Annotated in this window: 13 protein-coding genes; all 13 read left to right on the top strand. The window is 59.0% G+C overall.

Annotation, left to right across the window (positions count from 1 at the left end; genetic code table 11):
• Window positions 1-20 precede the first annotated feature (20 nt).
• The 13 genes from argB (at window position 21) to ADM64_RS10955 (ending at window position 13,033) form a co-directional block, all read left to right on the top strand.
• Window positions 21-914 carry an acetylglutamate kinase gene (gene argB / locus ADM64_RS08940; protein ID WP_049193940.1) on the top strand — a complete coding sequence of 298 codons (894 nt, stop codon included), beginning with the start codon at window positions 21-23 and terminating at the stop codon, window positions 912-914.
• A 56-nt stretch (window positions 915-970) separates the two neighbouring features.
• Entirely contained in the window at window positions 971-2,176 is a 1,206-nt protein-coding gene (locus ADM64_RS11050; RefSeq protein WP_049193939.1) for an acetylornithine transaminase, read from the top strand.
• A 6-nt stretch (window positions 2,177-2,182) separates the two neighbouring features.
• Window positions 2,183-3,124, top strand: a complete 942-nt coding sequence (argF, locus tag ADM64_RS11045; protein ID WP_049189988.1) for an ornithine carbamoyltransferase — start codon at window positions 2,183-2,185, stop codon at window positions 3,122-3,124.
• 4 nt (window positions 3,125-3,128) lie between these two features.
• The gene (locus ADM64_RS08925; protein ID WP_005511719.1) at window positions 3,129-3,611 is read left to right on the top strand and encodes an arginine repressor; all 483 of its coding nucleotides are present in this window, start codon (window positions 3,129-3,131) and stop codon (window positions 3,609-3,611) included.
• 49 nt (window positions 3,612-3,660) lie between these two features.
• Window positions 3,661-4,860, top strand: a complete 1,200-nt coding sequence (locus ADM64_RS08920) for an argininosuccinate synthase (RefSeq protein WP_016422894.1) — start codon at window positions 3,661-3,663, stop codon at window positions 4,858-4,860.
• Window positions 4,861-4,905: 45 nt separating this feature from the next.
• Window positions 4,906-6,345, top strand: coding sequence for an argininosuccinate lyase (gene argH / locus ADM64_RS08915; protein ID WP_016422893.1), 1,440 nt, complete (start codon window positions 4,906-4,908; stop codon window positions 6,343-6,345).
• A 514-nt stretch (window positions 6,346-6,859) separates the two neighbouring features.
• Window positions 6,860-8,011, top strand: coding sequence for a hypothetical protein (locus ADM64_RS08910; RefSeq protein ID WP_049193938.1), 1,152 nt, complete (start codon window positions 6,860-6,862; stop codon window positions 8,009-8,011).
• A gap of 6 nt (window positions 8,012-8,017) precedes the next feature.
• Complete coding sequence (locus ADM64_RS08905) at window positions 8,018-9,649, top strand: VWA domain-containing protein (protein ID WP_049193937.1); 1,632 nt, start codon at window positions 8,018-8,020, stop codon at window positions 9,647-9,649.
• The gene (locus ADM64_RS08900; RefSeq protein WP_049193936.1) at window positions 9,636-10,283 is read left to right on the top strand and encodes a hypothetical protein; all 648 of its coding nucleotides are present in this window, start codon (window positions 9,636-9,638) and stop codon (window positions 10,281-10,283) included. Before ADM64_RS08905 ends, ADM64_RS08900 begins: the two co-directional genes overlap by 14 nt.
• Window positions 10,273-10,446 (top strand): Trm112 family protein, encoded by a 174-nt coding sequence (locus tag ADM64_RS08895; protein ID WP_005511714.1) that lies wholly within the window; start codon window positions 10,273-10,275, stop codon window positions 10,444-10,446. The genes ADM64_RS08900 and ADM64_RS08895 overlap by 11 nt, the downstream gene beginning before the upstream one ends.
• Window positions 10,447-11,097 (top strand): DNA-3-methyladenine glycosylase, encoded by a 651-nt coding sequence (locus ADM64_RS08890; RefSeq protein WP_049193935.1) that lies wholly within the window; start codon window positions 10,447-10,449, stop codon window positions 11,095-11,097. It abuts the gene before it with no gap.
• A gap of 48 nt (window positions 11,098-11,145) precedes the next feature.
• A complete protein-coding gene (tyrS, locus tag ADM64_RS08885) occupies window positions 11,146-12,414 on the top strand; it encodes a tyrosine--tRNA ligase (protein WP_126108063.1) in 1,269 nt (422 codons plus the stop codon).
• Window positions 12,415-12,658: 244 nt separating this feature from the next.
• Window positions 12,659-13,033, top strand: coding sequence for a hypothetical protein (locus ADM64_RS10955; RefSeq protein WP_126108062.1), 375 nt, complete (start codon window positions 12,659-12,661; stop codon window positions 13,031-13,033).
• Window positions 13,034-13,226: the final 193 nt, after the last annotated feature.

Below are 13,226 nucleotides of genomic sequence, written 5' to 3'. Positions count from 1 at the left end.
GGTTTTGAGGAGACTCTGCAATGGTTCACCAGTTGACCGAAGGGCTGTCCTTCGAACAGCGGGCACATGTGCTGGCGGAAGCACTGCCGTGGCTGCAGCACCACCGCGACAAGATTGTGGTGGTCAAGTACGGCGGTAACGCGATGACCGACCTGAAACTGAAGAAGGCCTTCGCGCAGGACATGGTTTTTCTGCGCACCGTGGGGGTGAAGCCGGTGGTTGTCCACGGTGGCGGCCCCCAAATTTCGTCGATGCTCAAGCGCCTGGGGCTGGAAGGAGAGTTCCGAGGCGGTTTCCGCGTCACGACTCCGGAGGTCATGGAAATTGTCCGCATGGTGCTCTTCGGGCAGGTCGGCCGCGAACTGGTGAACCTCATCAACGCCTACGGCCCCTATGCAGTGGGTACCTCTGGTGAGGACGGTGGCCTGTTCACCGGTACTCGACGCACGGTAAATGTCGGTGGCAAGGAGACAGATATCGGGCTGGTTGGCAATATCACCGAGGTGCACTCGGAAACGCTATTGGACCTGATTGATGCCGGACGTATTCCGGTGGTCTCTACGATTGCGCCGTCCGCTGATGGCAAAGAGGTCTACAACATCAACGCCGACACGGCAGCAGGCGCACTGGCATCGGCAATTAACGCGAACCGTTTGGTGATTCTGACTAATGTCGAGGGTCTCTACACGGATTGGCCGAACCGCGATTCGCTGGTGTCGAAGATTTCCACTTCGCATCTGCGAGAAATCCTTCCGACGCTGGATTCCGGAATGATTCCGAAGATGGAGTCCTGCCTGAACGCAGTAGATCGGGGAGTGCCTGCAGCCCACGTTATCGACGGCCGCCAGCCACACTCGGTGCTGCTGGAGCTGATGACTTCCGGCGGTATCGGCACAATGGTAGAGCCCGGATAAGGCAGAAAAGACTGACAAGAATTTAGCTACACACGTTAGGCAGGTCGAAAGACGACATGAGCGACTTCAAGCAGCAGTGGCAACACACGATGATGAACAATTACGGCACGCCGCGCATTGAGCTTGTGCAGGGTAAGGGCGCTATTGTCACGGATTTCGAGGGCAAGGAATACCTGGACCTGCTCGCCGGTATTGCAGTCAACGCGTTGGGTCACGCACATCCGGCAATCGTGGAAGCTGTGTCCAAGCAGATTTCCACGATGGGGCACGTGTCCAACATCTTCGCCTCTGAGCCGCCGCTGGCACTGGGCGAGAAGCTCATTGAGCTCACTGGCTGGGACACTGATGACACCCGGATTATGTTCTGCAACTCCGGCACCGAGGCCAATGAGGCCGCGTTCAAGCTGGCACGTTTGACGGGACGCAACCGCATTATCGCGACCCACCACGGGTTCCATGGCCGCACCATGGGCGCACTTGCCATGACCGGTCAGCCGGACAAGCGCACCCCGTTCGAACCGATGCCGGGTGGAGTCGAGTTCGTGCCCTACGGTGACATTGATTTCCTCACCAAGACCATCGAATCCGATCCGTTGGGTGTCGCCGCGGTGATTCTGGAACCAATTCAGGGTGAGACCGGTGTGGTCGCACCGCCAGAGGGGTACCTCGCTGCCGTCCGCGAACTGACCAAGCGCTTCGACGTTCTCATGATTGTCGACGAAGTACAGACCGGCATTGGCCGTACCGGCCAGTGGTTTGCCCACCAGCACGATGGCATCGTGCCGGACGTTATGACCCTGGCGAAGGGGCTCGGCGGCGGCCTGCCGCTGGGTGCTGTCATCGCTAACGGCCGCGCAGCGGAACTGTTCACTCCTGGTGCGCACGGCACCACCTTTGGTGGCAATCCGGTCTGTGCCGCTGCCGGCCTGGCCGTCATCGAGACGCTGGAAGAGGAAAAGCTGCTCAACCGAGTCACTGAGAAGGGCAAGGTCCTGGCTCGCAAGCTTGCGTCGTTAAGCCATGTCGATCACGTGCGTGGTCGCGGTTTCATGCTTGGACTGGTGCTGTGCGAGAACCTGGCGAAGGAAGCGGTTAACGCCGGTTATGAGCGTGGTGTCATTCTGAACGCTCCGCAGGCGAATGTGCTGCGTATTGTGCCTCCGTTGAACCTCAGTGATGAGGAAGTCAACCGCGCCGTCGAGTTGATTGATGCCTGCCTGAACGACGCCGCCGAGGCTGTCGCTAACAAAGGAAGGAATTAGGAACTGATGCTCCGTCATTTTCTCGCCGATGATGACCTGACTCCACAGGAGCAGGCTGAGGTGCTGCAGTTGGCTGCAGAGCTGAAGGTAGCGCCGTACTCCCGACGTCCGTTTGAGGGGCCACAGTCGGTTGCGGTGCTGTTCGACAAGACGTCGACTCGTACCCGTTTCTCCTTCGACGCTGGTATCGCAGCTCTGGGCGGCAACGCGATTGTGGTCGAAACCGGTAACTCGCAGATGGGCAAGGGCGAAACCTACCAGGACACCGCTGCTGTGCTCAGCCGCTTTGTCTCGGCAATTGTCTGGCGCACCTACGCGCAGTCCGGTTTGGAGGCCATGTCTGAAACCGCGACGGTGCCGATTGTCAACGCGCTTTCCGACGAGTTCCACCCGTGCCAGATTCTCGCTGACCTGCAGACCATCATCGAGCACAAGTGCCCGGAGGAAGGCCAGACGGGACTGCGTGGCAAGAAGGCTGTGTACTTCGGCGATGGTGCCAACAACATGGCCAACTCCTACCTCGTGGGCTTCGCCACCGCAGGTCTGGACGTCACCATCTGTGCACCGGAGGACTTCCAGCCGGAGCAGGTCTACGTCGACCGTGCCAAGAAGGTCGCGGAGCAGACCGGTGCGGCCGTGTCCGTGACCGCGGACGTCGATGAGGCCATTGCCGGTGCCGACGTTGTCATCACCGATACCTGGGTCAGCATGGGGCAGGAGAACGACGGCCTGGATCGGCGTACTCCGTTCCTGCCGTACCAGGTCAACGCTGAGCTGATGGCCAAGGCAAATGAGGATGCCATCTTCCTGCACTGCCTGCCGGCATACCGCGGCAACGAAGTTACCGCCGAGGTCATCGATGGCCCGCAGTCGGTAGTCTTCGACGAGGCGGAAAACCGCATGCACGCTCAGAAGGCGTTGCTGACCTGGCTGGTGGAGAGGCAGTAAGGTCATGACCGCAGCACAACCAGGTTCTCGCACAGCTAGGCAGACGCGCATCGCTGACCTGCTGGCGCAGCATCACGTGTCCAGTCAGGTTCAGCTCGTCGAGCTGCTTGCCGACGAAGGCATTGAGATTGCGCAGGCGACGTTGTCCAGAGACCTCGATGAGCTGGGAGCCCGAAAGATTCGCGATGGAGCCAACGGTTCGCGGTATTCCATCGTCGAAGATGCACTCGCTGTCTCCAGCGGGGCAGTGGCCAGGATGCGGCGCGTTTTAGACGAGCTGCTGGTCTCCATTGATCATTCGGGCACCATCGCGGTTGTGCGTACACCACCGGGAGCCGCACAGTATCTAGCCAGTGTGATTGACCGTGCGGGACTCAAAGAAATCGTTGGCACAATTGCGGGAGATGACACCGTAATGTGCCTGGCTAGAGAACCACTTTCCGGCGCTGACCTAGCCCAGCGTCTAGCCGCCGGAACGAACCAGTAAACTATTCCACGAAATGCTTTAAAGCACCGATTAAAGGAGCGCTTACCCTATGACCAACCGGGTTATTCTTGCTTACTCTGGTGGCCTCGACACCACCGTTGCTATTCCGTACCTCAAGGAAATGACCGACGGCGAGGTCGTCGCAGTTTCCATCGATGTCGGACAGGGCGGCGAGGACATGGAGTCCGTGCGTCAGCGCGCTCTGGACGCCGGCGCTGTCGAAGCTGTCGTTGTCGACGCTAAGGACGAGTTTGCCGAGGAGTACTGCCTGCCGACCATTAAGGCCAATGGTCTCTACATGAAGCAGTACCCGCTGGTTTCTGCACTGTCTCGCCCGCTGATTGTTAAGCACATGGCGAAGGCCGCAGAGGAGTTTGGTGGCACTCACGTCGCACACGGCTGCACCGGTAAGGGCAATGACCAGGTCCGTTTCGAGGTTGGTTTCGCTAACACCGCCCCGGATCTGAAGATTATTGCACCGGCTCGTGACTTCGCTTGGACCCGCGACAAGGCTATTGCCTTCGCTGAGGAGAAGGGTCTGCCAATTGAGCAGTCCAAGTCCTCTCCGTTCTCCATTGACCAGAACCTCTTCGGTCGCGCCATTGAGACCGGCTACCTGGAGGACCTGTGGAACGCACCGACCAAGGATGTCTACGCGTACACCGAGGATCCGACCCTGAACTTCAGCTCCCCGGACGAGGTCATCATCTCCTTCGAGGACGGTAAGCCGACTGCCATCGACGGCAAGAAGGTTTCCGTGCTTGAGGCCATCGAAGAGATGAACCGCCGCGCTGGTGCTCAGGGCATCGGTCGTCTGGACATGGTTGAAGACCGCCTGGTCGGCATTAAGTCCCGCGAGATCTACGAGGCTCCGGGCGCAATTGCCATCATGACCGCACACGCAGCGCTCGAGGACGTCACCGTTGAGCGTGAGCTGGCTCGTTACAAGCGCCAGGTCGAGGGCGAGTGGGCCAACCTGGTCTACGACGGCCTGTGGTTCTCGCCGCTGAAGCGCGCGCTGGATGCCTTCATCGAGGAGTCCCAGAAGGGCGTTTCCGGTGACATCCGCATGGTCATGCACGCAGGTCACTGCAACGTCAACGGTCGTCGCTCGAACACCTCGCTGTACGACTTCAACCTGGCTACCTACGACGAGGGCGACACCTTCGACCAGACCCTGGCTCGCGGTTTTGTCGAGCTGCACGGCCTGTCCTCGAAGATGGCCGCAAAGCGCGACTTCAAACTGTAAAGATTCTCCAGAGCGACTAGAGCGAAAGGCCTATTGGAAAAAACAATGGTCGAAAAGCACGGTACCAACGAAGGCTCCCTGTGGGGCGGCCGCTTTGCCGGTGGCCCGTCCGAGGCGATGGCCGCATTGAGCAAGTCCACCCATTTTGACTGGGTGCTCGCGCCTTACGACGTTCTTGCGTCCAAGGCTCACGCCCGAGTTCTGCATGCCCGTGGGCTGCTCAGCGATGCCGACTTTGACACCATGATCGAAGGCCTTGATCAGCTCGGTCGCGACGTTGCCTCCGGCGAATTTGGTCCAGAGCCGACGGATGAGGACGTCCACGGTGCCATGGAGCGCGGTCTGATTGATCGCGTCGGCCCGGAGGTCGGCGGTCGCCTGCGCGCTGGTCGTTCCCGCAATGACCAGGTGGCAACTCTGTTCCGCATGTGGCTGCGCGATGCCGTGCGCGGCGTTGCACTGGATGTCACTGACCTGGTTGCCGCCCTGGTGGCTCAGTCCAAGGCACATCCGGATGCCATCATGCCGGGCAAGACCCACTCCCAGGCAGCGCAGCCGGTATTGCTGGCCCACCAGTTGCTGGCTCACGCGCATCCGCTGCTGCGCGATCTGGACCGCATCCGCGATCTCGACCGTCGACTGGCTGTGTCCCCGTACGGTTCTGGTGCGCTCGCAGGGTCCTCGCTGCACTTGGATCCGGAAGCCATTGCTGAAGAGCTCGGCTTCGACTCTGCCACGGACAACTCCATTGACGGCACTTCTTCGCGTGACTTCGCCTCTGAGGCGGCATTCGTCTTCGCCCAGATTGCCGTGGACATGTCTCGCCTGGCAGAGGAAATCATCTACTGGGCCACCCCAGAGTACGGTTACGTCACTCTGGCTGATGCCTGGTCGACTGGATCCTCCATCATGCCGCAGAAGAAGAACCCGGACGTGGCAGAGCTGACCCGCGGTAAGACCGGTCGCCTGATCGGTAATCTTGCAGGGCTCATGGCCACGCTGAAGGCTCAGCCGCTGGCCTACAACCGCGACCTCCAGGAGGACAAGGAGCCTCTGGTGGACTCGGTCGAGCAGCTAACCCTACTGCTTCCGGCTTTGACCGGTCTAGTGGCAACGCTGACCTTCCACGAAGACCGTCTGCGCGAGCTCGCTCCGGCTGGCTACACCCTGGCCACGGACTTGGCTGAGTGGCTGGTCCGCGAGGGCGTACCGTTCCGCGACGCTCACGAGGCATCCGGCCAGTGTGTCCGCATCGCAGAGTCCAAGGGCGGTATCGGTCTGGACGAGCTTTCCGACGAGGACCTCGCCGGTGTCCACCCGGCACTGACTCCGAAGGTCCGTGAAGTGCTGACTATCGACGGCGCTGTGGCTTCCCGCGATACTCGCGGCGGCACTGCGGGTGTCCGTGTTGCAGAGCAGCTCGCTCGCGTCGACGAGAAGAACACTGAGCTAAAGCAGTGGGCTGAAAAGCCGGTTCGCGGCTAAAACTGGCAAAGCTGGCAACCTGCTAGCTCAGCTAACGCAGCTAATTAATCGGTGTACGGTCAATCGACCGCACGCCGATTTTTTACAGCCCGGGGGGGGGAGAGTAGAAAAACCAGCAACCCGACAACTGATGACCCGGTAACTAGCAACCCGAAAAATTACGGGCTCCACGTGCGAATACGGGCTGCAAATGTGAAACTGTGTAAGTTTATGACACTTTCAGGCCATTTTTCGGGCCATTTTTGTCATAAACGTAGTCAGTAACTCGGCTCGACCCGCCGCCGCCAGTCATAAACGCAGTCAGTAACTCGGATCGATCCGACGCCACCAGTAACCTTGTAATGCCAGGGTGCCCCCCCCGAAGTGACGCAGATTACTGATTATTTCTATATCTGTTGCCAGGTTTGGCCGGGTCTCTTACCATAATTTCATGGCGGAAAGTACGCGGTCGAGCGGTGGAAATCGCAGCTCACGAGATAAAAATAAAAATCAGAGTGGTAGCAAGAAAGGGTGCATGGGCCCGGGGGCAATTCTTGCAGTCATTTTGATTGTCATCGCGGCTGTTGCAGTCTATGTCGGTCGCGGCGGTAGTATTCCAGGTTTTTCTGGTGGCAGCTCCGGAGGAAACCGTGATTTCTTCGGTGGTGAAAAGACCGTCGTCAAGGCGATTGTTGGCTCTGAGAAAAAGCCCTTCTTCGAAGACAAAGAGGTCCAGAAGGCTCTTGCCTCTCACGGCTATGTGGTGGAAGTAAAGACGGCGGGTTCGCGTCGGATGGCCACGGATGTGGATCTGGATTCCTTCGACTTGGCATTCCCGTCGTCGGCACCGGCAGCGGAGAAAATTGCCGAGAAAATGAGCGGCGCTGAGCGGTACGACGTCTTCTACACACCGATGGCGATCGCTACTTTCGACAACATCTTGCAGGCATTGGCGCGGGAAAATGTTGCTCGTCAACAGGGCACTGCGTGGCAGGTAGATATGGCAGCGCTGGCCACGATGCAGCACGACAATGTCCGCTGGCGTGACTTCGCGGAGAACGATTATCCGTCGCCGCGCACGGTGCAGATGTCCACGACGGACATTCGTTCGTCGAACTCGGCCGCGATGTACTTGTCGCTCATGTCTTGGATTACCAATGAAGGCCGGATTGTGTCTGACAGTGGGCAGGTCAATGCGGTCTTGCCGGAGCTCACCCCTCTGTTCACCGGCCAGGGGTACACGGAATCCTCGTCGGCTGGTCCATTTTCGGACTACCTCTCGCAGGGTGTCGGTTCGAAGCCAATGGTGATGGTTTACGAGTCGCAGTTCCTGGGGGAGAACAGTGCCCCGAACAGCCGGTTGAAGCCGGAAATGCGCCTGGCGTATCCATCGCCGACGATTCTGAGTACTCACGTGGCGCTGGGTTTTAACGACAATGGAGCTGCGGTCGCACGGCTCCTCGCCGAAGACCCTGAGCTTCAGAAGCTGGCGGCCAAGCACGGTTACCGCTCCAGCCAGCCTGAGGCGATGGAGGAATTCCAGACGCAGTTGAAGACGGGCCAGGAGGTTTCCACCGATTTTGTGGACTCCATTGATCCGCCGAGTTTCGACATCCTCGAGCAGCTTATTGAGGGTGTTTCCCGTGGATACCAGAGCCCGCCGAGGCCGGAAACGGAAGAGGGGTAAAGCCGAATGAACATGTATAAGGCACTAACTGCCCTCCGCAAAATGCTTCTTGGCCTCGTCGGTGTGCTCGGCATCTTCGCTGTCGCGGCCTGCTCCGACGGTGGCCTGAACCTGCCGCTGGGCTCCGACGAGGAGAAGACCAACAAAGTCGACGTCGATTCTGACCTCAAGGGCTCGACCATGCGTATCGCCGGGGCCACGGAGCTTGCAGAGCTCCAGCCACTGATGCAAAAGGCCTCCGACGACCTCGGTTTTACGATTAACCTCGAGCTTGTCGACGGCACCGTGAAGAACAGCCACGCCCTTGTCGCAGACGAATTCGACAACCAATTTGATGCCACTTGGTTTGCTACCAACCGGTACGTTGATCTGCTCGGTGGGGCTGACAAGCTGGGCGAAGCCAAGAAAGTCGCCACCTCGCCGGTAGCCTTTGGTATCCATTCGGCGAAGGCTCGGGAGCTCGGTTGGGATACCAAGCAGCCGACGTGGGCTGAGATCGCGGAGGCTGCGTCGTCAGGCAAATTGACCTACGGCATGACCAACCCCGCGGAATCGAACTCGGGCTTTTCCGGTGTGGTGTCGGTTGCGACCGCGTTCGCCGACACCGGATCGGCGCTGACTACGGGGGATATCAACCGCACCACGCCTGAACTGCAGAAGTTCTTCGAGGGGCAGAAGATGACCTCGGGTTCGTCGGGGTGGCTGCGTGACAAGTTCCTGGATGAGTCGGACTCCGTCGATGCGCTCATCAACTATGAAGCTGTGTTGCAGCAGATGAATAAAGAGGGCGCTGACCTGGAAGTTGTTGTTCCGAGCGACGGTGTCATCAGTGCGGATTACCCGCTGACGCCACTAGCACAGCCCGCTAATGATCTCGCCGCGCGGCAGACGGAGGCACTCGGACAGTGGCTGGAAGCAAACTCGCAGGTTCTCGCCGACCACTTCCTGCGCCCGGTCTCCGATGACGCCAACCTGCCGGAAAGCATGACCAACAGCGTGATCATCGAGCTGCCTTTCCCGGGTGATCGCGCAGTCACGGATCGTCTCATTGAGGCGTACGACAACGACTTGCGCGTGCCCGGAGAGTCGGTCTTTGTTCTCGACACTTCCGGTTCAATGTTCGGGGAGCGCATCGCTGATCTACAGGCGACAATGCGCGCAATCGTCGACGGCAGTGCACGCACCGAAACGGGAAGCGTGGGATTGCGAAACCGTGAGATCGCGACGATCCTGCCGTTCAGTACGAGCGTCGGCGAGCCCACGACCACGACAATTGACGGCCCGGAATCGCGCGCGCAGCTCACCGCCGCCGTCGATGGTCTGTACGCAGAGGGCGAGACGGCGCTTTACGACGCACTGATTCAGGCCTTCGACCTTCTCGGCAGCTCGGATAAGAACTCCATCCCGTCTATCGTGGTGTTGACCGATGGTCAGGTGACGTCGGGCAAGAGCTTTGCGGAATTCCGTGATTTCTACCAGTCCAAGGGCGGGAATCTGCCGCCGGTATTCGTCATCCGCTATGGAGAGGCGGATCCGGGAGAAATGCAGGAACTTGCGAACCTGACTGGTGGTAAGGTCTTTGAATCCCGTGAGACCGAGCTTGCTGATGTGTTCAAGGAGATTCGTGGCTACCAGTAAATCCTCCGGCACTTCTTCTGGCGGTGGCTTTCTCAACAGTCCCGCCAACATTGTCGGGCTCATCCTTGCCATCGCCGTCGTGCTGCTGCACCTGACCGTGGGGCTTGGTTTCCTGTGGCCGGTTGTTGCGATTGCGGCGTGGGGAGCATCTGTTGCGCTGTTGCCGAGGCAGAGCAAAGGGGCGCAGAAGTCCGTTAGCTCGGCGCCGAAGCCTGAGATCCCACAGCGTCGCCCGCTCAATCCATCTGAGCTGCGTAGGAATCTTCACCGGACATTGGGCAGGCTTTTCGATGCCCAGCCTGGCGAAGCTCTTGGCAACGCCGCAAATGACCTGGGTGCGACGCTGGAATCCGTCCTGAGCGAGTGGAAGTATCTCAAAGATTATCCCGAGCAGAAGGTGGTCATCGGCGGCATTATCCAGGAGTACTTGCCGCAGACAGTCAACTCCTACCTCGCGGTCCCGGAGCGTCTGCGTCACAAAGCCGAGAATCCGGCTCGGGAATCCATCGACCTGCTGCATTCCGCGGTTCAGAAGATCCAGGATGCAATCGGTCAGGACAACCTGATTGCTTTGGAAGGTCAGCGTGACACCCTGGCAATTCAGTTCGGTAAGGTAGTGGACTATGAGCCTTGATCCGAAACTCCTTGATATCCTCGCTTGCCCGCGTGACAAGGGGCCGCTTGAATACCTCGAAGATGAGCAGGTGCTGGTCAATCCTCGCCTGAAGATCGCCTACCGCATCGACGAAGGCATTCCGGTCATGCTTTCCGACGAAGCTATCGCCTGGGACAAGTAATTGCCTTTCCCGCTTCCCGACGGCTACAGCGCCCTCGACCGCACTGTGCTGTCGGGAGCTCCCATTGAGGCTGCGAAGACACTGCTCGGCCGCGTAATTGTCATCCCCGCTGAGCATGTTATCGCCACCATCACGGAGGTCGAGGCCTATGGTGGCCCAGTTGACCAGCGCTATCCCGACCCGGCCGCGCACTGCTTCATGGGGCCAACCGCACGCAATCGCGCCATGTTTGGCCCGGCGGGACATTGGTATATCTACCGCTCCTACGGCATCCACTTTTGTGCCAATATCACCAGCGCTACGGACGGCACGGGCGGGGGAGTATTGGTCCGTTCCGTACGCATTGAGCAGGGCCTGGATGCGGTGCGCCGTCGCCGCGGTGAAAAGCCAGCAGTTGCGGGTCTCGGACGTGGTCCGGGCAATGTTGGTCAGGCGCTTGGCCTTGACTTAAATGACTATGGGGCAGATGCGCTGGATCCGTCGTCACGCGTGTTCGTGGCGCAGCCAGAGAGCATCAACCCGGATAAAGATGTCCACGCAGGCCCGCGTGTGGGCGTTCGGCGAGCGGCGAATCGGCCGTGGCGGCTGTGGCTTCCGGACGATTCCGTCTCAGCCTATCGTCGCCACAAGAAGGCCGTTGAGGAGTTCTAGGTCACCCTCGCGGTGAACGTCGGCAAGCGAGACGTTACGATAGGGGACGTGACTGAACAGAACATTATCGACGAACTACAGTGGCGTGGCCTGATTAATCAGTCCACCGATGTTGACGCGCTGCGCGAGGCGTGCGAAAACCCCATTACTCTGTATTGCGGTTTTGACCCAACTGGCGATTCGCTGCACGCGGGCCACCTGGTTCCGATGATTATGCTGCGTCGTTTCCAGCTGGCCGGTCACCACCCAATTGCGCTGGCCGGTGGCGCCACGGGCTTCATCGGCGATCCGCGTGATGTCGGTGAGCGTTCGATGCTCAGCCAAGACGCCATTGAGCACAACCTGGAGGCCATCAAGGGCCAGCTGCGTCGTTTTATTGACTTTGAGGGCGATGCCCCGGCGACAATGGTCAATAATGCGGACTGGACTATGAACATGTCCGTCATTGACTTCCTTCGCGATGTCGGCAAGAACTTCTCCCTCAACACCATGCTCGATCGCGACACTGTGAAGCGTCGCCTCGAGTCTGACGGTATCTCCTACACCGAGTTTTCCTACATGCTGCTGCAGTCCAACGACTACGTGCAGCTGCGCCGCAACTACGATTGCGTGCTGCAGATTGGCGGCGGTGATCAGTGGGGCAACATCGTCTCTGGTGTCGATTTGAACAGGCGTATCGACGGCGCCAAGGTGCACGGCCTGACCGTGCCGCTGGTGACCGATGCGCAGGGTCAGAAGTTCGGTAAGTCTACCGGTGGCGGCAAACTGTGGCTGGATGCTGAAAAGACCTCGCCGTACTCCTGGTACCAGTACTTCCTCAACGCTGGTGACTCGGTTGTTATTGACTACCTGCGTTGGTTCACCTTCCTGTCTCAGGAAGAGATTGCTGAGTACGAGGTCGCTGTTGCGGAGCGTCCGTTCAAGCGTGAGGCGCAGCGTCGTCTGGCTCAGGAGATGACCAACCTGGTTCACGGCGAAGAGGCCACCAAGGCAGTTGAGCTGGCAGCGCAGGCCCTGTTTGGGCGTGCTGAGCTGACCGAGCTGGACGAGGCCACCCTGGCAGGTGCCGTCTCGGAGACTGAGGTTGCGGAGATTGCTGAGGGCGAGCCGCGTACTGTTGTCGACCTTCTCGTCGCCGCGGGTCTTGCCAAGTCGAAGGGCGAGGCACGCCGCACCATTAAGGAAGGTGGCGCGTACGCCAATAACCAGCGCATCGAGGACGAAGCGTGGGAGCCGGCTGCCGAGGACCTGCTGCACGGCAAGTGGATTGTGCTGCGCCGCGGTAAGAAGAACTTCGCCGGTGTGAAGTTCGTGTAGGCGCTGGTTGGTCTTTGTGTAGGCGCGCTGCTAATCTCTCGATTAATTGGTGTTTATGCAGCTTGATTCCTTTTAGGTAGCTGGGCTAGGGCTCCGGGCAGGCTAGGGGATTGATGATTTCAGAATCATCTGCTCCTGGTCAGCTTGGAGCCTTAGTTGTTTTAAAGGGAGCGTAGAAGCCGAAGCAAAGGTGGTAGCGATGAGTCCAAGACATGAAAACCGTGCTGGACGGGGAGGCTCGTTGATGGGTCGGATTATCGCGCGTTTCTCGAAGAAGTCTCAGCGTGCGTCAGAAACGGGCTCCGAACAAGCCCACGATTTTCAGGGTGAGGTTGCTTCTCGGCGGGTGAGCCCGCAGAGCACGCCAGGCCGATTGACGGTTGAAAACCCAAATGTGTTCTACACCGTTGAAGATAGGCAAAACGAAATCGTTATCCGTGAATATGATGCCTTCATCGGTGGCCTTTCCGACATGGTCGGACTGGAGGATGAATTCCAGCGGAATTTTTACGACCGTGAAGTCATTGTCAGGAAAACCACGGACAGTCAGCGAAAGGAGCGAATACATTCTTCCAGAGAAGCCTTCGAGGATTATCACCGAAGACTTCGTGGACAGTAGCTGTAGCTCTTCTTGGGTTTCATCAAAGGAGAGGACTGGCAGCTTCTGGCAAGTCGCTCTACTGCACAGGAAAACCCTAGATCAGATCTATCTACCTGGGGTTTTGTGTCTTTGGGTCGGGTGTGTGTAATGTATTCGGAGGTCAGCGTGGCCAGGCAGTTTATGTGTTTGGTTGGCTGATGTGGGGGAAATG

It is taken from the genome of Corynebacterium sp. 401_CJEI, assembly GCF_001076435.1.
GTDB lineage: Bacteria > Actinomycetota > Actinomycetes > Mycobacteriales > Mycobacteriaceae > Corynebacterium > Corynebacterium jeikeium_D.
Note: the sequence above shows the minus strand (reverse complement) of the source record. Positions and strands in the feature narration are given on the sequence as shown.

Bases quoted from the DNA above. Each gene is read 5' to 3' on its own strand.
- argB (WP_049193940.1), top strand. From the start codon at position 21: ATGGTTCACCAGTTGACCGAAGGGCTGTCCTTCGAACAGCGGGCACAT.
- ADM64_RS11050 (WP_049193939.1), top strand. From the start codon at position 971: ATGAGCGACTTCAAGCAGCAGTGGCAACACACGATGATGAACAATTAC.
- argF (WP_049189988.1), top strand. From the start codon at position 2,183: ATGCTCCGTCATTTTCTCGCCGATGATGACCTGACTCCACAGGAGCAG.
- ADM64_RS08925 (WP_005511719.1), top strand. From the start codon at position 3,129: ATGACCGCAGCACAACCAGGTTCTCGCACAGCTAGGCAGACGCGCATC.
- ADM64_RS08920 (WP_016422894.1), top strand. From the start codon at position 3,661: ATGACCAACCGGGTTATTCTTGCTTACTCTGGTGGCCTCGACACCACC.
- argH (WP_016422893.1), top strand. From the start codon at position 4,906: ATGGTCGAAAAGCACGGTACCAACGAAGGCTCCCTGTGGGGCGGCCGC.
- ADM64_RS08910 (WP_049193938.1), top strand. From the start codon at position 6,860: ATGGGCCCGGGGGCAATTCTTGCAGTCATTTTGATTGTCATCGCGGCT.
- ADM64_RS08905 (WP_049193937.1), top strand. From the start codon at position 8,018: ATGAACATGTATAAGGCACTAACTGCCCTCCGCAAAATGCTTCTTGGC.
- ADM64_RS08895 (WP_005511714.1), top strand. From the start codon at position 10,273: ATGAGCCTTGATCCGAAACTCCTTGATATCCTCGCTTGCCCGCGTGAC.
- ADM64_RS10955 (WP_126108062.1), top strand. From the start codon at position 12,659: ATGGGTCGGATTATCGCGCGTTTCTCGAAGAAGTCTCAGCGTGCGTCA.